Genomic DNA, 24,137 nt, shown 5'->3' on the forward strand with positions numbered 1-24,137 from the left:
AAGCGGAAATCCGATCCTAGAGAATGACTGCTACCAAGTGGTCGTTGGTCTATGCGATCAATAACGTACTACCTGCTATGGAGTCCGGTTAGCTCGCACAGCCTAGTCATAAAATTTAGGCCGCAACCGCCTGATCGGGCACCCAAATTTGCGGCTCGTAGTTGACGACTGTCTTGCCATCTGCAGCACGGCCAATATCGATCGTGATTAGACGGTCACTCTGAAATGCAGGGCTGAGTTCAAGGGCCAAATAGTCGAATAGTGGCTTCTCATGGACCGCGACTACGATCTGGCGACCGTGCTGCTTGGATAGTGTCCGCAGCAATGCTGCAAACTGCGCAATGTGAACTTCGTCCATGCTTTGGATGGGGTCATCAATCAGCAACCAGGGAAGCGCTGGCTTTACCGATAGGTGAAGCGCCAGGAACAGCGTCAGTGCGGCCGTGTTTAAGTTGCCTGCACTCAACATAGCGCGCGGATTCCCGCCCTTGCCACCACTGCGGTAAAGAGTCTCCAGGACAGCCTCGACCGCGCCTCCATCTGATTCAGGCAAGGCGAACGCTGGCACGAATGGCTCATCTGGCGCCAAGCGAACGAACAGGTCGCGCCAAATTGCGTTCAAAGATTCGTTAAAGACTCGGCGGACAATTGCAGTACGTTGATCGCGCGCGCGATGACTGAGCTCTTTAGCCTGAGTTATGCGCCTGTCGGCAACTACCTTGAGTTGGCTCATCCGCGCGAGTCGCCTCTTGTTGTCAGCAATCACTTTGGTCAGCGATTGCGTCTGGCCGTCCAGGATGTTGAACTGCTTCAGGCCGGCATTCGCATCCCTACGCGCCGACTCTTTGGCAGTAAGGACGTCCGCGGTCGTCGATACGTGGCTCTGAAAGCGCTGCAGCGCCTCAACCAGCGGCTCACTCTCACCAATTGGTTGAATGCTCAGATCAACGGTGAACTTCTGTGCAGCGGCCCGAATGGTCGTAGCCTTCTGATCCTTCGCGCGCAACACATTCAAACTTGCCGATGCGTCACTGGCATCATTTAGGCACTTCTCGCCCTCAATGGCTGCGGGCTCGAATTGTTGCAGTGCAAGTTCGAACTCAGAAAGTGTTGCCACTCTCGTCTTGAGATCATCACGGGCCTCATTTGTCAACAGTCGTCCAGCAACGAGTGCGCGGCTCTGCTCTGCGTTGGTCAACAAAGTGGAGCCTTCAACCCGTTCCTTGGAAAGTGTCCGAAGTCGTCCTGCGCTCGCGGTCAGCGCGGAGATCTGGCTCGCCAAATACTCACTAAGCGGTTTGTCCGAGATTTCGCCGAAATCTCTGCTGCAAACCGGACATTCCTCCGAATGCACATGAGAGAGGACACTATTGAGTGCCTCCGCCAAGCTGCCAGATGCGGCGGCATGCTTCGCAATTTGCTCATCGAGAATCGCGATCCGCGAACGTGACTTGCCGATTCCTTCATCTAGCGCTGCAAGCTGCTTGGTGTCGTCGACATCGCGTGCCAGGATGGACCTACAGCGCTTCAACTCAGTTGAGACGGTTTCCAACGCGACCGAGCGCGCGTGGGTTGGACGTGTGGAAGACGGCGATGGTAGGTCAGAAAAATAGGCTGCCATCGCCGACAAGACCGACTCGAGTTGTTTGCCGTCGCCATCACGCCAGCACTGCAACACTTCACTTGCAATTTTCAATCGCACCTCCGCTGCGTCGCGCTCCTGCGCTGTGACGCCAGACTGAACCGACGACCATTGCTCTATAACGGCACCAATGTCGCGACTGATCTTCGCGAGCCTCTGCAGTTCGGGCTCGCTCGCCTCGCTTTGCAACTGATTCAAGACTTGTTGTGATCGAATATCGGTCTGTTCTGGCAAACCCATCACCATCAATCTGGACTGCACACTTTGGGTCAGGTGTTGGATCTCGACATTCAATGCCGACTGCTCCTTTGTGAGTCGTGCGATCTCACCTTCGAGCTTTGGAATCGCGTCTCGCATGTCCCAGTACAATGGTGCACCATTTCTTAGGCGCCTGACGTTACCTGCATCGTGCAGGCCCTCCACCAGCGCATCCAGTTGGTCGAGGCCAAGCAAGTCCTTTACAAATTTGGTCAAGGGCGAATCGGTGAGCCGCGCGTCCTTGTGCTGGTAGATCTCCAGCAACCGCGCCAAGGTTGACTGGGCCAAGTAGCAACGCTCCCCGTAGAACCGGGAGAGCTCCGGAGACAGAAGCCCCTTCCCACTGAAGCTCCTATTGGTGGACGTGATCTTCACGGACTGGTCCAAGTCAGCCAGACCCTCAACCGTGACGGATACTTGTCCCTCCGTTGCTTCCTTGTGCACCAAATGAGAACTGGATGTCGAGTCTATCTTGACCAACGATGCAACCTGTCCCGTCAGGCCAAGCTCAATGGCTGACAGCAGGCTCGTCTTTCCAGCACCATTCTGCCCGTGAATTAGTACCACTGGACTATCAAGTGGGACCGTTACCGTGCCACGAATGCTCCGGAAATCAGTGATCGTAACGGATTTCAATCGAGGAATCATGTGGTACCGTCCTCTTTGATGTCGTCCACTGCGGCGTCGATGATCTTGTGTAGTTGCACCTGAACGGCTCGGCTGCCTTGCTTTGCTGGAACTACCAAGTCGGCGATCTCCTGGTCGAGACCTTCACCCAGCTTTGAAAACTGCTCAACGGCGTCCGCAATGGGTGCTTGTGCCTCTGGCAGTCGCAGAGGCAGGAGCACGGCAAGCCAGTTTCGGAGTGAATCTTCCGCGTCCTTGTCGAGCACGGTTCCCGTGGGAAGCACTCGGCAAACACGGGCCATAGCCTCGAGATTCGCCGAAGTGGGGCGTGGTCCAGCAACCACAACAGTCAGAGGCCGCTTCGATCTAGCTACATCAAGCGCGCGGGCAACACCCTCCAGCTTGACTACAAGACGTTCTTCCAGCTCGAACGTAGTGTCGGCGATCAGTATTAAGTCCGGCGAAGGCTCGGTTCCGACCAGCGCAGCTGGAAAGACGAACTTCAGTCCACCAATGACAAGCGGTGCTGAAACGGATCGATAACCTGCCTCCTCCAACAAGGTTGTAATGCGTCCCACCGGGGTGGTGTCGTTCATATCGCGAGCTCCTCGCGGAATCGCTGAAACAGATCATCAAGGGTCGCCGAGGACTCCATCAGGGTGGCAATGCTCACCTCCCTCGCGACGAGTCGGCCCGTCCGTCCTGGAGCACTGCGCGGCGATCGGGGCATAGCGGGCACGAGCTTATGCCCGTGTATCACGACTGGCTCGTCGGCATCCACCACATGCCCATCTTGCCTTAGCTGTAGAGCCGAGATCGGCCCGGATGTCAGAAACACCTTGGCCTCCCCCGACGAAGTGTTCAAACGAAACATTCCATCACGTACAGAGTTCGCTGCTGGGGAAGCGATTTTCCACTCACCGCGCGCGGCGCCATACCCAAGGACTCCAACCGCTACACCGGTCTCGCACATGCCTGATGCAGGCAAATTTGGATTGATGTGAATGTTGGCAATCGACTCAACCGTCAAGGGCTGGTAGCGACCTGTCACACGGGTCAAGCTTCCGTTGCGGATCAGATTCAGAGATCGTCCCCACTGATCGATGAAGGCGTTGATGAAAGCCAACGGATCTGGCGCGACGCACGCGGCCAGTTGATCCCTGAGCGCAACGACACCGTCTCGCAGTGGCTGGCGATCGGCCGGCGGTATCGCACCCGCAGCAAGGTCGACAAGCGTCCGGACCTTGCTGCAAAGCAGGTGGAGTACTAGAGCAAGCAACAGCGGCTTCGCATAGGCTTGAATCCGAGACCCGTCGACGATCTGCTGGCGATTCGCAGGCGTGAGGTCCTGCCGATAGACGTTTTGGAGCAGCCCCTGCTGGTCTCCGCCTAATTCGTTTGCAGAGAACACGTAGCTTGGTCGGTCGCCCGGCCACCGCCACGGCATGTTCACTGCAGCCTCTGCGAAGAGCGCTTGGATGTTGGCATCCTGGGCTGAGAGGCCAATCATGAGCGTTGGCTTTGTCGCGACAAGGTCCTCCAGTCGGCCTCGGAGCGCTGCGTTCTCCGGACGGGTAAGCCAGCCGTTTATCTGTGACTGCCGCGCAACCAAGAACGGCCGGTAGGCCGCCTCGTTCTGTGTGGCCCGTACAGCGCACCCGTGGAACTTGATCAATCGGCCATGGGCCGCTGGTTCTCGCAAATCCTCAGGGCGGGCGCACACCGAAAGCGCAGGCTGCCCACCCGTCAGAGCGGTGATGGAGCCCTCGATGAGACCATCCCAGTTGGCCGATACGATGTCAGAGCTCGCGCCTTCCAGGACGAGGATCGCGAGACACATGTGTTCTACATCAGGCAGCTTGCCCGGGGCCGCGAACGTCCCTCGGACATCAACGGCCTCCCAGAGCAAGTAATCATCGGGCTCGCCCTCCACGTTGACGTCTAGCAGCCGGGCGTAGTTGTTGCACAACCGATCAACGATCTCGTTGTGATCAGGCCAGTCTGCAAACGGCTGGGTCAAGTCGACTCGGGCGTTTTCTGGATCGGTGAGTGGAGCAAGGTCCAGTGCGGCTCTCAGCGCCCTGCCGAACCGGCAAGCTGGGTCGCCTGGTGTGATTCGTACGCGTAGGAACTCCAGAACCCGTGCGATAATTTGACGAAGTCCATCGACGCGACTGAGGGAAATTCCGGATCCGAGCCAGAGCACGTATCTATCCTCGGCAACTCCTTTGGCCACAGAGGCGAATGACCCATCTAGAAGGGCCAATGTCTCAGGTACAGTGATCGTTGCCGCTATGGGCGCATCGGGTGGCATGTAAGTCGTATGTGAATGGTCTCAGGGAACGGGCAGGAGAGGCTGCGGCACCAAGTGGCTGCTCGCGGTTGACAGTGGCTGTTGTCAGCCTCACGATAACGAAACTAACAAAATATATCAATACGTGTCCATGTTAATACACTTTAAGACAATAATTTCTTTACCGACGGACAACTAACGCGTCGCCCCATCTAGAGGCCCCCAATGAACGAACGCTGAAGAATGGAACGACTTCGGTCGCCCGCTGCTGCGGGAGACGGCCAAGAAACTCTATCAATCGCAGGGCGAGCAATCCAGCATCATGGACTTATTCCGCCTGTGCACCATCGAAGACCCCAAGGTCTTGAAGCAATTCCTTGAAGGCACCCTAGCCGAATCTCTGTTTGTTGGCTCCAGCAAAGCCCTATCCTCCGCCCGTTTTGTTCTGTCGAACAAGCTATCGGAACACACTCGCATGAAACCGGGAAAATTCTCCATCCGAGATTGGCCGGGCAAGCCAGGCAGCGGTAACTTGTACATCAATTGGCGCGAAGACATGATAAGTTCCATGAAGCCGCTGGTGTCGTCGTGGGCCGACGTGTTCATCACTTCGATTCTGTCTGTGCCAGAAAGCGCCCACCGGCGCTGGTGGCTGTTTATTGATGAACTGCCAGCCTGGAAGCCCTGCCTTCATTAGAAGCCGGTTTGACCAAAGGGCGCAAGAACGGCCTGCGCATCATCGCTGGATTGCAGAGCACATCCCAGCTGGAACACATCTACGGACGCACAATGGCCACCACCATCCGGGCGAGCTTCCGTAACCTGGCTGTACCGGGCGGCTCCCGCACTGACCCGCAAACGGCAAAGGACATGAGTGAAAGTCTCGGAGAGCACGAGGCCGAGCGACCAAAGTACAGCATCAGCCGCAGTGTCGATCATCGGAACACGTCGGACAACATGGACCGCACGACAGAAGACGTCGTGACGGCTGCGCAGATACAGGCACTGCCAGCGCTCGGGGGTTATATGTTGCTTTGGCGGGGGATTTCTCGATTGCGAGGGTAAGCTTGCCGTTCATGGAGTTTGCTGTTTCTGCGACGGCATTTCAAGAGTCAGGGAAAGTGCTTAATACTGCTGCATCCACGACGATGCAATCAAACAGATAGAATACCCGGAAGATCTTAATCGGCCAGAAGCCGACACGCCGCTGATCCAGAAATTTTTAGGTTTGCCTAGGTATACACATATGAGCACTTCGTCTTTCACCCCCAATCCCGAAACTCACGTCGGTGCCGGCGGGGACTTTGCGCGAGTGTTTGACCATGAAGACTATCTGATCATGTTTAACTCGCTTGACCAAGTCAGCGTGGTGCTTCGAGCACACATGATCTTGGAGGAGTTTCTAAACATATGGTGCAGTCGAACGACTGGAACAGAAGACCTTTTCGCCGGTACGTTTGTCCCCTTCAAGACTAAGTTGATCGTTGCACGCAATCTGGGGCTAGCGTCGGAATACGAAGAAATTCTCGATAAGTTCAATGAATTTCGAAACCGCTACTCTCACAGACGAAAGTACGAACTTGAACAATCAAAGTTGGACAGTATCAAGGATAAGGTCAACGCCTTGCACTCTGAACCGCCTATGCTTCCATGCGAGCAGTTTCACATCTATGCGCAGGGAAAGGATCAATTTGGACGTCCTCAAGAGGTCCAGCACGAATGGTCTTCAACCGACACCAAGAAGAAAGTTCTCTTGGTTGTCATACAGCTCGTGATGAAATTCGTCCAATGGATGCAGGCTGAGTTCAATCATCGTGGAATTCAATACAACCTGGTGGTTTGGCCCGCTCAAGAAAGCTATGGCGGCGCGGCCTAACCTTTCATTGCAGCAGACCGCCCCCCCCCCGGCGCCGCTGAGTTGAAACGTTAGACCATAGGGAGCTTCTCATCAAATCGCAAGAACTCTTCGAGTACATGCTTAAGCTCATTGAGCTTCTCCGGCCAACGTTCTACAACCGGATCCACATGGGTGATAGTGGTTGCAGGATTTACTTAACGTTAACGCCCATGGTTAGCGCCCATCGGAGACAACAGGGGAGAGTGAAGCTATCGAAGAATGCCGACGAGGTGTGTTCCACCAATCAGCCATACCCACTCGCCGCAATCAGTAGAATGCCAACATCGACGCCCGGCACGGCCTCTGGCAGCGGCATTCCGAAACCAAGGAGTCGTCAACGAACCTTTGAACATGGATAAATACTGATGACTTCAGCCCGCATCACCGAAGACAATCCAGCACTGGCGACGCTGCGACGATCCTGGGTCACCGCCGTCTACACCAGCGATGACGGTATTGCGCCTATGGGGTCGTTGCACGAGGCTGGGGATGCGCTGGTTGCCCTCGCCTTGATGGAAGAAAACGGCCCCACCGTCTTGGGCAGCGGCGTCATGATTGGCCCCGGATTGGTCGTGGCTGCCACGCACGTCCTTGCAGAGTTCACTGCGCAGAATGCCGATCCGGTGCTACTGACATTCCTGCCAGACGGGGCGCGTGCTTGGCTGCCACGCGAGAGATCAACATTGACGGGCCCCAGTATCTTCGAAGCGGATCGCCGGATCGTCTCAGACGTCTCGCTTTTGAGCTGCACGCTGAACTCCGAGGCGCTCGAGCACCATCCACTGACGCTTGCGCCATTGCAGATTTCTCTGCCCCTTGTCGGTGAGCGCCTGTGGGCGTTCGGCTACCGACACGACGCGCTGCAAGGCGCTGCGGCGCTGATCACCCCATTGGTTACCTCCGGGGTAGTGACTGCGGTATTCCCGCAAGGCCGAGGCGAACGCATGCCTTCCGCGTGCATCGAGGTGGCGATGGATACGAAGGGTGGCATGAGCGGTGGGCCGGTAGTGAACGCTAACGGTGACTTGGTAGGCATCGTCTCATCGTCATTCGATGGCGGACCGTCGTACGTCACTCTCATCTGGGAGGCGCTTCGGATAAAAGTCTCCAGTCGGCTGCCATCGCTTGCGCTGAGGGGCGAAATCGACCTGTTCGCTGCCCGGGATCTCGGACTCGTAAAGCTCAAGGGGAAGGTCAAAAGGAGCAAGCGCGGCAACGTCACGATTATGTTGAGCGAGCCTGAGAGCGAACTGATGGCAGTGTCGGCGAATCCCGAGTCAATTGTGTTGCCGCCGCCAGGCAGCAGGCCTCTTGTCGGTCTGCAGTTGGAGGACTTCGAAGAACGCTGGCCGTCTGAGGTAGAGGCAGCAGCAGCCGACGCCGCACTGGCACACTTGAAAAGGTTAGAACTGCCGTTGGTACGTAGCTTTCTGTCGGCATCTGATGTTCCCGAAGCGTGCTTAGCATCGATCTGCGAATTCACTGTCGAGGACTTCGAGGGGTTAGAGAATCCCGACCTTCAGTCTGCCCGGGAGGACGAGGATGGTACCGTCGTCATAGCCTTCGCCTTTGATCTGCTATCGGTCGTGTGGACGATGCAAGTGCCCGCTTCGGACTATCTAGCGCAGGCTAGAGACTACGACTCTCACTTCATGAACATCACGGTCGATAGCTCAACGGCAAGCATGGAGTTAGTCCAGCGCTGCCATTTCGAGGCGACGCTGACCCTTGAGCGAGAGGCCGCAGAGTTCACGAAAGCGTCGATTACTTTTTCTGGCGTGATACGCCCTAAGCCGCGTGCCCCGCGTATGTACCACATTCCTGCTCTTAATGGCTGATCGCTTCTTTGCCCACCTGTGAATAGCAACTTCAAAGATAGGGGCGCACGCCGAGTCAATGTCCTCAATGGGTCGAGGCTGTGTGAAAACTCAAATGTCGTGAAAACGCGTGGGTAGGGAGACCGTTCCCAACGCCAAAAATTTGAATAGCAGTCGATCTGAAAGGTCGATTTTTTAGCGCCCCAAGATTTTTTAACGTTTTCACACAGCCTCGGTCGTTAGCTGCCGCCTACTCATCACAGAATCTGTGGATAACCATGTGTAAGCCCGTCCTCCCTCCCCTCAAGAGTCAGCACTGACGCGGGTTAGCATGAGGTAACGTGTTCCATTTTCCTGTTCCTTCAAAAGCCGGTTGGTTTCCTGCTGACCAGGGCCGAAGATTTCGAGCCTGGTCGTAGGTTTTCGGCGTTCGCAGTAATACGGTTCCTGCGGGGTTGCCGCCGTTGCCGTGAGTTCGTCGCCTTGCCGTGCTGAACTGCTGGCCGGGGCTGATGAACAGGAGCGTGGAATATATGGAGGGGACCCGCCTTGCGGGGAGGAAGCCGTTTATGCCGCGAAAGCCAGGGCAGCGGATACGGATGGCGGTACAGTCGGCGTTTTGGGCCGTGCACTCATGACAACGGGACCGACGGCCCGATATGCACTGATTGCGAATGCTGGCCCGCGCGGCGCGCGCCCCTACCGCCTGTTGGCGGTCTTATTTATATTCTTACAGTCCGGTGGTAGCGAAACTCGAAGGCTTCAGAGCTTGAAAAGAGGGCTGGGATTAGATGTTGGAACCACTAAAGTCAGACTCTTCTTCGCCCTGCTGAGGGCGACATACATTTTGGACTTCGCGTACAAAGTTGATGTGAACTGCATCTTGTCACAAGCCATCAGCATCACATGGTCGCATTCTAGGCCCTTCGCTTTGTGAATGCTGCTGACGACCTTCTTTGGCGGAGATGGACGAGCGTATGAGCGAATACGCGATATCTCAGCGAAACCTTCGTCGGGATCCGCGAACTGTCCGATTCGTATCGCATCTCTGAACTCAGAACGATAATCAATCTTCACCTTATCAAAGCCCGGAGCAGTCTCTTGTATCAAGGCGTGAATCTTCTGCAGTGCAATCGAGACTCCAATATGCGTTGGATCATTCAGGAGGCATCGTGCAATTGCCTGTATGCTGGCAGGCTTTCCAGTAGTGGGTTTGGCTGCTTCAGTACGGACCTCTTGAATCAATCTGTTTCCATGGCTTGATGGGCTAAATCCGGCAGCAACACTGTCCATAAAGGAAGCTACACCTTGCGCCAACGCCTCCGCATTCCCCTGTTCGCTACGCAGCGTCTGTACAAGCGTAACCAATGCCTCACGCGTATGCCCTTCCCATATCGGGACCGATCTTCCCCAGAAGGCCCGAAGCGCAACCACTAGGTCATTCTGCGAGGCCAAGATCATCAACTGAGTGGTGTTGCGCAACACCCTGTCAATCGAGACTCGATGTTCCCTGGACAGTTGATAGCCAGTACGCATCTGGGATAGGTTGTTGCCCACTAACACCCTAACCGACGAGGGAAGGTTATTTTTTAAATCGATTGGCAACCCTTGCTCCATACTCTCCCGAGCCTTGATAATCCAGGCTCCCAGATGAGGGCAGCCATCTTGCCAGCGATGCGGAATGATCAATTTTTCGCTGGCTCCTTGCGCCTTCAATGCATCCCAGCGAGCACGGTCCTCTCGCGCAGCCTTATCGCTCTTGGCGCCATAGATCCGCTGCATGGGATCACCAAAGATGCGGACTATCGCACCAGCGGCCAACAGCGACATAACGACACTATGCTGGTCGAAACTGGAGTCTTGATGCTCATCACAGACGATTACTGGAAATCGCCGTGCAAGCGCACGCGCCACCATAGGCTGTAAGCAAAGAAATCTCGCCACCTTGGAAGCCATGATCTCGAACCCCTGTCCGCCGTCCTGCCAGGCCCAGGACATTATGTTGGGAGGGAGATCCAGAGCCTTGTGATATGCCAGAGCAATTTGCGAAATCAAGGCATCAATAGTCTTGATTTCCACACGGGAGCCAGCTGTTTTAGTGCGAGCTGCAAATACGGAACATGCAGCATGAGTATGCGTCAAGATGAGCAAACGGCCATCACCAAGGTGCCCAACTACGTCCTTGGCGTAAGCGGCACCCTGGTATGTTTTACCGCAGCCTGCGGCAGCCTCAATGACCACCAGTGGCTCGCGCGATCGAAGAAGCGTAGCGACGGCCTCGTCACTCATAGATCAAGTTTTTCCAAAGCGGGACGCCCCGCTGCCACTAGCACCGAATTAATAAGCGGAAGCAGTTGCGGTTGTATGTCGCTCCATGCACCCAGTGCGACCATCCTCTCGGCTAGCTCACGCCCACCAGCATTAGACTTGAACCATTGTTGAGAATGTTTCTTCCAGGCTTTACCCTGCCCTTCGGGAGCGTCCTCTTTATTGCCAGTGGCAGCCGCAATAATCAGAGTTCGCAAAGTCTGTCCCGATATATGCAGTGCGGTGCTGATCGCATCCAGCGTCTTTTCCTGAATACCGAGCCGATCCGCCAAAGTTCGCAGTCGGTAGCCATCTAGTTCGCCCTCACTATCCTTCAGCAGCTCAAGAAGATTTTCTTCAGACACAGCCCCAAGCACATAGTCTTCCGTGCAACCATTTGGCCATTGATACAGGCGTTCCTTCAATTTCCCCTTAAGTCTCATCCAGCGTTGAGGCGCAGTACCCTCATTATCCACCAACCCAGCGAATAACAACCCGGAAGTGGCAAGCGTCTCAAGCAGATCTAAGGTGGCATCGTTGCCTTGGCCGTCACATACTCGAACACCATGGTCTAGCGGATTGCCTCCAAAAGCCTCTTCCAACAAATATTGCAGAAAGCCGACCTCAGTAGGTCCTTCCGCTATGACAGCAATACGTGCTAGAAATGTCTCAGGATCCCTCTTTTGCTGCGGGCCAATCTTGTCCCGCGGTAGCGAACCTATTGCGCCCTGGTTGTCCAAATACCAGAGATGTGCTGACTCCGCGCAGGCGATGGCAACCGGACTGTGAGTCGTAATAAATATTTGTCCCGGTTGATCGGCCAAGGCGTTGATCAGCTTGCGCAGGCGGTAAGGCTCCAAACCACGCTCAATTTCATCGACCAAGGTGACACTTGCCTCCTTCTCCGTTGACGAGGCAATTTCCAGCGCAGCCATCCGACGCGTGCCAGCCCCCCAACTGCTTAGGGGCAACGTAATGCCATTTTTGGCCGCCAACAACCCGATCAGTGCACCGATGGACAACCCTTGGCTGCCCATGAGGCCAAGCTTTAATGCATTAGGAAGGGCTGCATTTGCCATGCGTGTGTCCAGCAACTCAATTGCCTGCATCCCCTCATCATTGAGAGCCTTGTGCAGGTCAAGGCCAGATACCTGTTTGCCAAGGCGGGCACGCAAAGTATTGTCGGAGAGCAACCGATCCAGAGCAGATCCGTAGACCAAGCGAAGGTCACGGTCATTGCGCCCATCTGCGCTCATCCGAACCAAGCCAAGGCGCCGGCGTATAGCAGCGGAGAAATGATTACATTCATCGTTGGGCTGGACGATCTCCCATACAAGTTCCAGCTCTGTGGTCCCTCTTACACGCACTCGGTACACCGGCTCGCCAGAGCTTGACAGATCATCGTCCGTATCTGCAGGTGGAATAATGGCATCCTGCCCATCCCACAACCATGGCCATGCGAAAGTGTTCTGTGATCCAATCCCTGTGGCATCGGACAGTGTCATAACTGCTTCGATTTGGAACTCTTGCGTACTGTCCCGCTCCCAATAGTCGACCTCGGAGAGGACTGTAGTGTTCGATGGCGAGAGCAGCAAAGCAATCGCTTCCAGGATCGTCGTCTTTCCAACGTCTCCTCCACCCAGAATCACATTCATGCCACCCGCCGGAAGCCATGTTAGGGACTGGATACCCCTGAAGTGCTGAATCGTTAACTTGCGGATCCATGCTATTGAAGCCACTATTGCCCCCTCCTTGTTACAAGCCGCCTAGCTAGCTAAGCACGCTCCATAGGCCAATTACATCCTACCCATGTATCATATTGCAACGCCCAAGAAAACAATAGGCAACGCATATCCATGCAAATCATCGACAACATCAACCACTTACTGGGCGATGACCTGAAGCAGACGCTGAAACCCGGCGCAAAACTCAAGATCGCCGCGTCCTGCTTCTCGATGTATGCCTACGAGGCCCTGCGCTCCGAACTCGAAAAAATCGACTCCCTACAGTTCATCTTCACGGCACCCACCTTTCTAGCCAGTGAGGTTACCGATAAGGTCCGACGCGAGCGCCGGGAATTCTTCATCCCCAAGCTGGACCGCGAACGCAGCCTGTACGGCAGTGAATTCGAGATCCAGCTACGCAACAAGCTCACGCAAAAGGCCATTGCACGGGAATGTGCCGACTGGCTGCGCCGCAAGGCGACATTCAAAAGCAACCGCAACAAGGCTCCCATGCAGCAATTTGCCTGTATACAGTCCACACAAGCGGATGCGGCCTACCTACCGCTGCAGGGTTTCACGGCTGTGGACCTGGGCTACCAGCAGGGCGATGCAGTGTCGAACCTGGTCAACAAGCTCGACGATGCTCCACTAACCACCACGTATCTGACCCTGTTCGACCAAATCTGGAACGCCCCGGAGAAGCTGGAGGACGTGACAGAGCGCATCTGCGACCACATTGCCTCGGTCTATCAGGAAAATTCCCCCGAAAGCCTCTATTTTTTGATGCTCTATCATATCTTCAACGAGTTTCTGGATGACATCAGCGAAGACGTACTGCCCAACGAGCACACGGGCTATCTGGATACCTTGGTCTGGAACAAGCTCTTCAACTACCAACGTGATGCGGCAACTGGCATCATCAACAAGCTGGAAACCTACAACGGCTGCATCTTGGCCGACAGCGTCGGCCTGGGCAAGACCTTCACGGCGCTGGCCGTCGTCAAATACTACGAGCTGCGCAATAAGTCCGTACTCGTGCTCTGCCCCAAAAAGCTGGCCGACAATTGGCTGACCTACTGCCGCAACCTCACCACCAACATCTTCGCCCGTGACCGCTTCAGCTATGACGTGCTCTGCCACACCGACCTAGGACGCAGCAAGGGCGAATCCTTCGGCATGCCGCTGAACCGCGTGAACTGGGGCAATTACGATCTGGTCGTCATCGACGAGTCACACAATTTCCGCAACAACGACGCATTCAAGGATAGGGAAACCCGCTACCAGCGCCTGATGCGCCAGGTGATTCAGGAAGGCGTGAAAACCAAGGTGCTGATGCTCTCGGCCACGCCGGTCAACAATCGCTTCACTGACCTGCGAAATCAGCTGGCACTGGCCTACGAGGGCCAGTCAGAAAATCTTAGCCAGAAACTGCACACCGAAAAAAGCATCGACGACATTTTTCGCAGTGCTCAGGCCGCCTTCAATACCTGGGCCAAGCTGCCACCGGAACAGCGCACCGCACAGGCGATCCTGGACGCTTTGGATTTCGATTTTTTCGAACTGCTGGACAGTGTCACCATCGCCCGCTCACGCAAGCATATCCAGAACTTTTACGACACTAAGGATATCGGCCCCTTCCCGGACCGACGCAAACCGCTGTCATTTCGCTGCCCCTTGACCCAACTCACAGATGCTCCCGACTTCAACGAAATCTTCAAACAGCTCTCACAACTGACGCTGGCCGTTTATGCCCCCATCAGCTATATCCTGCCCAGCCGTCTGAAACACTACGAAGACCTGTATGACACCAAAGTTGGCCAGGCTGGCACCCTGCGCCAGTCCGACCGGGAAAAGAGCCTGCAACGGCTAATGACCACCAACCTGCTCAAGCGCCTGGAAAGCTCGGTAGCGTCCTTTCGCCTGACGCTGCAATCCCTACAGAACAACCACCTGGATACGCTCACCAAGATTACCGCGCATCAACAAAGCGGCACGGCCCTCACAGTGGGCGACCGCACAGCGGCCCTGGAAGACCTGGACCCCGACGAAGACGAGCTTTCCGATCTGGATGATGAATCCTCGGAGATCGGCAGCAAGGTACGCATCAACTTGGCCGACATGGACCTGCCCTCGTGGGAGTTCGACCTGAAGGCCGACCTGGACGTCATCCAGAACCTGCTGGACGCCATGACCCAGATCACGCCCCAGGACGACGCCAAGCTACAGCACCTTATTGCCCATGTCTTGAACAAGATTACCCAACCGATCAACCCGGCCAACCGCAAGATACTAATCTTCACGGCCTTTGCCGACACGGCTGACTACCTGTTCAAGCAACTGGCCCCTATGCTGCAGGCTGAACATCATCTCCATAGTGCCAAAATCACCGGCAAAAGTGCCCCCAGGTCCACCCTGAAGAAAACCTACGACTTCCAGGAACTGCTGACCCTGTTTTCCCCAAAATCCAAGGAAAAGGCGGCCGTCCTACCGCAGGAGCCTGCCGAGATCGAACTGCTGATCGCCACGGATTGCATTTCTGAAGGCCAAAATCTGCAGGATTGCGACTATCTGATCAATTACGATATCCACTGGAACCCGGTACGTATCATCCAGCGCTTTGGCCGCATCGACCGCATCGGGTCCTTCAACCAGAGCATCCAGTTGGTGAATTACTGGCCGGATATTTCGCTGGATGAGTACATCAATCTGAAGGAACGTGTCGAAAGCCGCATGATGATTGCCGATGTCACAGCCACGGGCGACGACAATGTACTGTCGGCCAAGGCGAACGACATCGCCTATCGCAAGGAACAGCTACAACGCCTGCAGGAAGAGGTGATCGAGCTGGAGGATCTGAAGACCGGGGTGTCCATCACCGACCTGGGTCTGAACGAGTTTCGCATGGATCTGCTGAACTTCATCGACATCTACGGTGAGCCTCACAATACCCCCAACGGCCTGCATGCTGTCGTAGCCGCTCAGCTGGAGCTCGGCCTGGTGCCGGGCGTCATCTTTACCTTGCGCAACCGTAACTCGGGCGTCAATATCCGTCAGCAGAACCGGCTGCATCCGTATTATCTGATTTACATGCGGCAAGACGGCACCGTGGTGCACAACCATACCGAAGTCAAGCGCCTCCTGGACTTGGCCCGCAGCGCCTGCAAAGGCCAGGCAGTACCCGTGGCAGACGTTTGCCGTACGTTCAATGAGGTCACGCAAGATGGGCGCCAAATGCAGGCCTATTCCAGCCTGCTGGGCGAGGCGATCCAATCTATGATCACGGTCAAGGAAGAAAGCGATCTGGACAGCCTCTTTTCCGGCGGCCCCACTACGGCTCTGAAGGACACCATTACCGGCCTGGACGATTTTGAATTGATCAGCTTCCTGGTGATCCAGGAGGCGGCATGAGCGCCCAGGCACTACTCACTCCCCACCCTATCTTCATCCGCTACCCGGAACAGGCCGCCGTCAACCGGTCCTTGCCAAAAAACAAGGTCTATCAGCACAGTGGCGCCGGCGCCCGCATCAAAGACCTGTTCGTGGAGCAGGTAGACCAGATTGTCTGGGCATACAAACTGGCGCCCGACACCATCAACCTGCCCGCCCAGTCTGAGGTGCAGGAAATCCAGATCTTCCACCTAGCCTTGAAAACCCCAGCACTGCATCACGACGTGCTGCACTGCCTGGATGACGCCATTCCGCTGCCCATTATTTTCGAGCTGTATCACCAAGGCCGCACACAAGCCATTGCTGCCTACAAGCGCCCTGCTCTGTCCGGCGGCAAATCGGATCCTGAACACTGGGTACACTCTAGCTACTTCAGCACTGCATGGCTGCCATCTGATACCCCCAGAACAGCACTGCCTAGCACACTCGACCTGAGCGGGCTCTATGAGACCTTGCTACGGCAGTTGATTCCCCTGGCTGCACGATCCAAGGAAACCCTGACGGAACAGGTAGAGCGTGTCGCCCAGGTAACAATCATGCAGCGCGAAATCGACCAAATGGCCAGCCGATTGGCCAAAGAGAAACAATTCAATCGCAAGGTAGACATTAACCATGCCTTGCGAAAACTGAAGAATGAACTGCAAGAGATTATGACGTGATGGATAAACTGAAAATGCATAGCCCCGACCTAACCCAGGAAAATATCGCCCATATCAGGAAGCGATTCCCCGGCTGCGTCACGGAAACCCGGGATACACGCGGTGCTATTCGATTGGCGGTAGATTTCGATCTGCTACGCCAAGAATTGGCTGACGTCATCATCGAAGGCCCGCAAGAACGCTACCAACTCACTTGGCCCGGAAAACGTGAAGCCCTGCTCACGGCCAATGCCCCCATTTCAAAAACCCTGCGGCCCTGCCGGGAAGAAAGCGTGGATTTCGACACGACGAAAAATTTGTTCATCGAGGGCGATAATCTCGATGCGTTGAAGCTGCTTCAGGAAACGTATCTCGGGAAAGTGAAGGTCATCTATATTGATCCGCCCTATAACACCGGGCGCGACTTTATCTATGATGATGATTACAGCGCCGAAACGGATGAATACCTGACCGATTCCGGTCAGAAGGACGATCAAGGCGGCAGACTGGTCGCAAACACAGAGTCCAATGGACGGTTTCACTCGGACTGGCTGAGCATGATGGCCCCAAGGCTCCGTCTAGCCAGAACACTCCTAAAAGAGGATGGCAGTATCTTCATCAGCATAGATGACGGCGAGGTCCAAAACCTCAGATCCCTTTGCGACGAAATATTTGGTGCTGAAAATTTCATCGCCACAATCATATGGCACAAAATGGATAGCCCAAAAAACTCTGCTAAGTATTTGAGTGAAGATCACGATTACATTTTGTTGTATGCGAAGAACTCCAACATTTGGCGACCGAAACTTCTTCCACGCAGCGATAAAATGGTAGAGCGCTACAAAAACCCAGACAATGACTCGAGAGGGCCGTGGCTCCTCGGAGATCTTGCTGCCCGTAATTTTTACAGTAAAGGGACCTATCCAATCACCACACCAGCCGGTAGAACCATTAGCGGACCACCGGCAGGAAGCTATTGGCGTGTATCAAAAGAAAAATTTAATGAACTTTTGACGGACAACAGAATTTGGTGGGGTGAGTCCAGTGATAACAGACCAGGTATTAAGAAATTTCTTTCAGAAGTAAGGGACGGTGTAATCCCGCAGACCTATTGGCCATGGAAAGAGGTTGGCAGCACGCGAAACGCAAAGCAGGAATTAAGCAAGCTTCTTCAAGCATCTAGCGGCGATGACATATTCATTACACCCAAGCCCGTTAAGCTAATTCAGCGAATACTGGAAATATCGACTGACTCATATGAGCAGGAGATTGTGTTGGACTTTTTTGCCGGTTCTGGCACGACAGCACATGCTGCATTCTCAAGCAATTCATTAGATGGCGGCAATAGACGCTGGATCATGATTCAGCTACCAGAAGCCATGTCTTCTGAATCGACCATATCAGAAATGTGTATCACCCGTATCAAGCGAGCAGGCACACAACTGTCCGGGCATACAAAGGGGATGATGCCAAACGTCGATACCGGCTTCCGCGTCCTAAAAGTTGACTCCACCAATATGGATGACGTATTGAGCACTCCAGACGTCCTATCCCAGGCCGACCTGCTTAATAGCCTTGACAACATCAAGCCAGACCGCACAGCCGAAGACCTGCTGTTTCAGGTCATGCTGGACTGGGGTGTGGACCTGGCCCTGTCCATCGAGAAGAGAACAATCCAGGGCAAGGACATCTACTTCGTCGATGGCAACGCGCTGGCCGCCTGCTTCGATGCCCATGGCGGTGTTGACGAGGCCCTCGTCAAGGAACTGGCTACCTATCAACCTTTGCGCGTGGTCTTCCGCGATGCCGGATTCCGTGACAGCGCGGCCAAAATCAACGTAGAGCAGATTTTCAGAACGGCATCCCCAGCCACTGACGTCAAGTGCATTTGAGGCCCCTGTCATGAAGCTTAAATTCAAGACCCAGGCCTACCAGACTGCGGCGGTAGAGGCGGTGGTGGACTGCTTCAACGGCCAGCTAGCGGCTCACGGCGGCATCCGCTACCGCTTGGACCCCGGTATTCAGCCAGTAAAACCTGCGAATCCCCAGGCCGTGTTGGATATGGAAGCTCCCGTCACCGCCGATCTGGATGCGGCTTTTCGCAACGCTGATATCGGTTTGCTGGATGATGATCTTTTGCAAAATATCCAGGCCATTCAGAGACAGCAAAATCTGCCTGTCTCGGCCTCCCTGACTGATTTTCATGCCTTGGATGCCAAAGGCCAGCGCACGGCGGCAAAGAAGGCCTATAAGGATCTGGCCCAACAGATCGCCCCTGTACATCTCGATATCGAGATGGAAACCGGCACCGGCAAGACCTACTGCTATATCAAGACGATCTTCGAGTTGAACCGCCAATATGGCTGGAGCAAGTTCATCATCGTTGTGCCCAGCATAGCCATCCGCGAGGGCGTGGCCAAGTCCATCAGTATCACGGCGGATCACTTTCTGGAAACGTACGAAAAGAAAGCTCGCTTCTTCATCTACGATTCCAGGCAGTTGCATCACCTGGAAAGCTTTTCATCGGATGCCGGCATCAACCTTATGATTATCAATGTCCAGGCCTTCAATGCTACGGGCAAGGACAATCGCCGCATCTACGAAGAACTGGACGATTTTCAGTCGCGCAGGCCGATCGACGTCATCAGCGCCAACCGTCCTATTCTGATTCTGGACGAACCCCAGAAAATGGAAGGCACGAAGACCTTGGAATCGCTCACACACTTCAAAGCCTTGATGGTGTTGCGCTACTCGGCCACACACAAGACCACCCACAACCGGATCCACCGCCTGGATGCGCTGGACGCCTACAATCAGAGGCTGGTGAAGAAGATTGCCGTGCGCGGTATCGCCGTCAAGGGCCTGGATGGCACCAACAGCTATCTGTATCTGCAATCCATCGAAATTTCCACTAAACGGCCACCCGTGGCAACAGTAGAACTGGAGCAGAAACGGGCCAGCGGCGCTATTCGTCGTGTCACCCGCAAACTGTCCAGGGGCGACAACTTGTTTGACCTGTCCAATGGACTGGATCAGTATCGCCAGGGTTATGTCGTCAGCGACATCAATGCCAATACGGATACTTTAAGCTTCACTAACGGGGTCGAACTGGTTGTTGGCGACGCTCTGGGCGATGTCAATGAAACCACCCTACGACGCATCCAGATCCGCGAAGCAATCAAGGCACACTTCGATAAGGAACAGGCTCTCTTTTCCCAGGGGGTAAAGGTGCTGACCCTGTTCTTCATCGACGAGGTCGTCAAATACCGCGATTACAGCGCAGCCGATGAAAAAGGGGAATACGCGCGCATCTTCGAAGAGGAATACGTCCAAGCGCTGAATGAAGTCCTGGACCTGGACGAAACCCCGTACATCCAGTATGTAAAGCACATTAGCGCCGCCGAGACCCACTGCGGCTACTTTGCCATCGACAAGAAAAGCAGCCGGCTCGTCGACCCCAAGGCCGCCGCACGTGGCGAAAACGCGGGCCTTTCAGACGATGTGGACGCCTATGATCTGATCTTGAAAGACAAGGAAACCTTGCTGTCGCTGCCCACGCCTCACGATAATGCGCAGGCACGAGCTAGGAAAAATGTACGCTTCATCTTTTCGCATTCAGCACTGCGAGAAGGTTGGGACAACCCGAATGTGTTCGTGATCTGCGCTCTAAAACACAGCGACAACACGATTTCCCGCCGCCAGGAAGTCGGCCGGGGCCTGCGCCTGGCGGTCAACCAACAGGGCGAACGCATGGACAACCCGGCCACGGTACACGACATTAATGTGCTCACGGTCGTAGCCAGCGAAAGCTACAAGCATTTTGTCGCGGCCCTGCAGCAGGACATCAGCGAATCACTTTCGGAACGCCCACGCATTGCGGATCAAGCCTACTTTACCGGCAAGATGCTGCAAACCGAAGTTGGCCAAATTGCCGTAACCGAGGCCATGGCGGGCGATATCGAGTTCTACCTGATCCAGAACGGGTATGTGGATCGACAACGCCATATCACGGACAAATACTACCAGGAACGCCAGGCAGGTGTCCTGGCCGAGCTGCCAGATGCCTTGCAGATTCACGCCGAACTGGTCTTGCAACTAATCGACAGCGTCTTCAGCCAGGCGCAGGTGCCCGCCATTGAAGACGACCGCCGCCCAAAGAAGAACCCAGTCAACGATAATTTTGAAAAGCAGGAATTCAAGGCCCTGTGGCAACGAATCAACCACAAGGCCGCCTACAGCGTGGCCTTTGACAATAAGGAACTAATCCGCAAGGCAACCGAGACCCTGGATGCCAGCCTGCGGGTTACGCCTCTGACCTACACCATTCAGCATGGCGAGCAAGCCACTCGCGCCACCTTCGACGATATCAAAGGCGGCACTAGCTTTGCCCTGACCATGACGGACACCAAATCTGAGCGGCATTCGGTACATTCCGCAGTGCGCTACGATCTGATCGGCAAACTGGCCGAAGGCACGCAATTGACCCGCCGTACTATTGCTGCCATTTTGCAGGGCGTCAATGTAGCCGTGTTCGCCCAGTTCAAACAGAACCCCGAGCATTTCATCGCAGAGGGCAGGCGGCTTATCAATGAACAAAAGGCCACCTGCGTCATTGAGCACCTGGCTTACGACGCCATCGAAGACCGTTACGACATGACGATCTTCACCGATGGTCAGACCAAGCAGGACTTCAGCAAGGCCGGCAACAGGCTGCAACACCATATCTACGACTATGTGCTGACGGACTCCAAGATTGAACGACAGTTCGTACAAGAACTGGACACGTCCAATGACGTGGTGGTCTATGCCAAGCTGCCCCGAGGCTTTCTGATCCCGACCCCCGTGGGCGACTACAACCCCGACTGGGCTATCGCCTTTCGAGAAGGCAGCGTGAAGCACATCTATTTCGTGGCTGAGACCAAGGGCTCCATGTCATCCCTTGAATTACGAGAGATCGAGCGTACAAAGATCGAGTGCGCCCGCAAGTTCTTTGCCGAAATGAACAAACGCTTCGCCCCGGAAAACGTCCGCTACGATGTCGTGGACAGCTTTGGAAAGCTCATGGAAGTTGTGCAGTAGACGTGCTCATGAGTGGAATTTTGAATGCCCAGAATGGGGGGCTTTGTGCAAGCGAAGGCCTTTCCTAGCCCTCCCCTGAACTCCGGCTAGCTCTGCCACCAGCCATACGGACGCAACTGCCTCCAGGTACATGCGAGCGACGTCGCCGACCTCATCGACACCACGTAGGATTTATTTCAGTTCGCATAACACTGCGTCGTGGTCTTCAACGCATGCGATGATGGAGGTGATAGGGTCAAGGATACGACCCGACAGAATGATTGAATTTCGTTCCATTTTTCAATTATGGATAGAAATTTTCGACTTACTCTAATCGAACGGCCGCAATCCGGTCTTCCGCGCGATGCGCCGTTTAACTCGACTACCTTGGCCACTCTTAGGGGGATTACCGGGGTGCCGCCTACGGTTCGCCTGCTGCTCGCGGCTAGAGTCACGGCTGGAATCAAGAATTTATTGCAACTGTGATAAGCCCATCAAATAATCGAATTTGTGCAGAATTACTAATTTTTAATCGTTTCCGAGTAGGCGTAATCGATTTTGTGCAACAACCAGAGTGAAAAACCCAGTTTGCTGCCGAGCAGATATAAAAATCAAATTTTCACTGGAAAAGACTTTTCTAACTGATTTTATGCAGGCATAATCGAATTAACGCGTTGCCAGCATAAATTCATCATTTTTGCGCATCCTGCGGCAACAGCACCAGGAACATTCCATGAGTGAGCTTCCCAACAACCCTATTGGCGCGGCGTGGCTAGCCCGGGCGTATCAGCTTCTCCCGACCGGGCGTATACCAGTACAAAGCCAGATCGGCGGGCGACGGGCCACACAGATCAGTAACGGCGGCAGACTGGAAACCTACCCGGAGACCATGCGCCCTTCACGTGAGCCCGCAGCACACCTTCAATTCCACCTGCGCCACGAAGTGCCGCACCTCGAATTCCTGTCTCGCCTGTTCGCCAAGACCGGTCCCTCCTTTGTTCAGGCCTGGGTCGATGCCGAACCGACCGGGCAGTATGCCCGCCGGGCTGGCTTTCTGTACGAGTGGTTGACCGAAGATACCTTACAGATACCGGAACGCATCGGCGGCAATTATGTCGATGTCATCGACAACACCAAACTTGTAGCGGCTTCAGCAGATCGCATGGTGAAAGTGCCGCGCTGGCGCATCAACGACAATTTGCCGGGTACACGATACTTTTGCCCGACCATCGTCAAGACTGACGCAACGATCCTGGCCATGGCCTTGGATGTACCGCAGCTCTTCCAGAACCTGACGGACGAATTCGGCGAAGACCTGCTGCAACGCGCCGCCGTGTGGATGACCCTACGTGAAAGCAAGGCCAGTTTTGCCATTGAGGGTGAAGCAGACCGCGCCAGCCGCATCGAACGGTTCGCCGAGGTCATGGCCCGAAGAACAGGCCACGGCGACAGCCCGTTGAGCGACACCGCGCTTGCTCAACTACAAAGCGAGATACTGGGCGAGCGCACTACGCTCACCCATTTCGGCTTACGCCAATCGCCCGTCTTCGTAGGAGAAACTGTACGCTATCAGGATGTTGTGCATTATGTGGCGCCACCAGCAGATGACGTCGCGGCCATGCTGGAAGGCCTTCGCGTTTTCCTTGAGCGCACACAAGGACAATCGCCTGTCATGCGCAGTGCCGTAGCCGCTTTCGGCTTCGTCTACATTCATCCGCTGGCTGACGGCAATGGTCGCGTGCACCGTTTTCTGATCAACGACACATTGCGGCGCGATGGTGCGGTGCCCGAGCCGGTGATTCTCCCCGTATCAGCAGTCATCACCGACGATTCTGGAGAGCGTCGCAATTATGATCGCGTGCTGGATGAGGTATCCAAACCCCTGATGCAAGAGGCGCGTGAACATATAACGTTCACATCCAGGCATACCAGTTATCCGGATGGCGTCGTTTCCAACTTCGAGTTCAACGGAAATGAACAGGTTCGCCCTGTGTGGCGCTATCTTGATTTGGGGCCGCATGTGGTCTACCTGTCCAACATCGTCACACGTACTCTGACAGAACAGATGCGCGAGCAATCACGCTACCTGCGCAACCACGGGCGCGCTCGCCAGGCGCTCAAAGAGGTTGTCGAAATGCCTGACCACCAGGCAGACCGCATCCTTAGATCGATTGAGCAAAACAACGGTGAATTGAGCAATGCACTGGCCAAGCAAATGCCAATACTGAGTGAGCCCGGCGTATGGACGGAGATCATCGAGACCGTATCCCTGGCTTTCCAAAAGGACCCTCCCGCCGATAGTCATATCCTCGACCGCTACCATCCTTCACGGCCCGCTGGCAGGGAATCATGAACGCACAGCAATGAGGAAATTTATAGTAGATCATTACAAGCGCTGATCTCAGCTGTACCGAACTGTACCGCCACAC

At 55.0% G+C, this 24,137-nt stretch carries 12 protein-coding genes and 1 pseudogene; 8 read left to right on the forward strand and 5 right to left on the reverse strand.

Translation table 11 applies throughout. The features are described 5' to 3' along the window. Positions 1–115 precede the first annotated feature (115 nt). Genes EDC26_RS01330 through EDC26_RS01340 form a run of 3 tightly spaced genes read right to left on the reverse strand, consistent with a single transcriptional unit; the run spans position 116 to position 4,547 of the window. Entirely contained in the window at positions 116–2,548 is a 2,433-nt protein-coding gene (locus EDC26_RS01330; protein WP_132579451.1) for an AAA family ATPase, read from the reverse strand. Further along, a complete protein-coding gene (locus EDC26_RS01335) occupies positions 2,545–3,123 on the reverse strand; it encodes a hypothetical protein (protein WP_132579452.1) in 579 nt (192 codons plus the stop codon). The genes EDC26_RS01330 and EDC26_RS01335 overlap by 4 nt, the downstream gene beginning before the upstream one ends. Continuing rightward, positions 3,120–4,547: an SIR2 family protein gene (locus EDC26_RS01340; RefSeq protein ID WP_165930868.1), complete on the reverse strand. Its 1,428-nt coding sequence runs from the start codon at positions 4,545–4,547 to the stop codon at positions 3,120–3,122. The genes EDC26_RS01335 and EDC26_RS01340 overlap by 4 nt, the downstream gene beginning before the upstream one ends. Before the next feature lie 541 nt (positions 4,548–5,088). On the opposite strand from EDC26_RS01340, the pseudogene EDC26_RS01345 reads away from it, so the two are divergent. From EDC26_RS01345 to EDC26_RS01355, 3 genes and pseudogenes are all read left to right on the forward strand, one after another. Beyond that, positions 5,089–5,885, forward strand: a pseudogene (locus EDC26_RS01345) (type IV secretion system DNA-binding domain-containing protein). Positions 5,886–6,066: 181 nt separating this feature from the next. Then, complete coding sequence (locus tag EDC26_RS01350) at positions 6,067–6,696, forward strand: hypothetical protein (protein ID WP_132579454.1); 630 nt, start codon at positions 6,067–6,069, stop codon at positions 6,694–6,696. A gap of 386 nt (positions 6,697–7,082) precedes the next feature. Then, the gene (locus EDC26_RS01355) at positions 7,083–8,555 is read left to right on the forward strand and encodes a S1 family peptidase (protein ID WP_132579455.1); all 1,473 of its coding nucleotides are present in this window, start codon (positions 7,083–7,085) and stop codon (positions 8,553–8,555) included. Positions 8,556–9,296: 741 nt separating this feature from the next. On the opposite strand, the gene EDC26_RS01360 is transcribed toward EDC26_RS01355, so the two are convergent. Both EDC26_RS01360 and EDC26_RS01365 read right to left on the reverse strand, forming a co-directional pair. Continuing rightward, a complete protein-coding gene (locus EDC26_RS01360; RefSeq protein WP_132579456.1) occupies positions 9,297–10,823 on the reverse strand; it encodes a DEAD/DEAH box helicase in 1,527 nt (508 codons plus the stop codon). Further along, positions 10,820–12,496 (reverse strand): ATP-dependent nuclease, encoded by a 1,677-nt coding sequence (locus EDC26_RS01365; protein WP_132579457.1) that lies wholly within the window; start codon positions 12,494–12,496, stop codon positions 10,820–10,822. The genes EDC26_RS01360 and EDC26_RS01365 overlap by 4 nt, the downstream gene beginning before the upstream one ends. A gap of 201 nt (positions 12,497–12,697) precedes the next feature. Between EDC26_RS01365 and EDC26_RS01370 the strand changes: the two genes are divergently transcribed. The 5 genes from EDC26_RS01370 to EDC26_RS01390 all read left to right on the forward strand — a co-directional run bounded on the left by EDC26_RS01370 (position 12,698) and on the right by EDC26_RS01390 (position 24,061). Beyond that, a complete protein-coding gene (locus EDC26_RS01370; RefSeq protein ID WP_132579458.1) occupies positions 12,698–15,973 on the forward strand; it encodes a helicase-related protein in 3,276 nt (1,091 codons plus the stop codon). After that, positions 15,970–16,671: a DUF4391 domain-containing protein gene (locus EDC26_RS01375; protein WP_132579459.1), complete on the forward strand. Its 702-nt coding sequence runs from the start codon at positions 15,970–15,972 to the stop codon at positions 16,669–16,671. Before EDC26_RS01370 ends, EDC26_RS01375 begins: the two co-directional genes overlap by 4 nt. After that, positions 16,671–18,542, forward strand: coding sequence for a site-specific DNA-methyltransferase (locus EDC26_RS01380; protein ID WP_132579654.1), 1,872 nt, complete (start codon positions 16,671–16,673; stop codon positions 18,540–18,542). The genes EDC26_RS01375 and EDC26_RS01380 overlap by 1 nt, the downstream gene beginning before the upstream one ends. A 10-nt stretch (positions 18,543–18,552) precedes the next feature. Beyond that, positions 18,553–21,729 (forward strand): type III restriction-modification system endonuclease, encoded by a 3,177-nt coding sequence (locus EDC26_RS01385; RefSeq protein WP_132579460.1) that lies wholly within the window; start codon positions 18,553–18,555, stop codon positions 21,727–21,729. Positions 21,730–22,441: 712 nt separating this feature from the next. Then, a complete protein-coding gene (locus EDC26_RS01390) occupies positions 22,442–24,061 on the forward strand; it encodes a Fic family protein (RefSeq protein ID WP_132579461.1) in 1,620 nt (539 codons plus the stop codon). Positions 24,062–24,137: the final 76 nt, after the last annotated feature.

The sequence above is a fragment of the Paralcaligenes ureilyticus genome (genome assembly GCF_004346225.1).
Classification (GTDB): Bacteria; Pseudomonadota; Gammaproteobacteria; order Burkholderiales; family Burkholderiaceae_B; genus Paralcaligenes; species Paralcaligenes ureilyticus.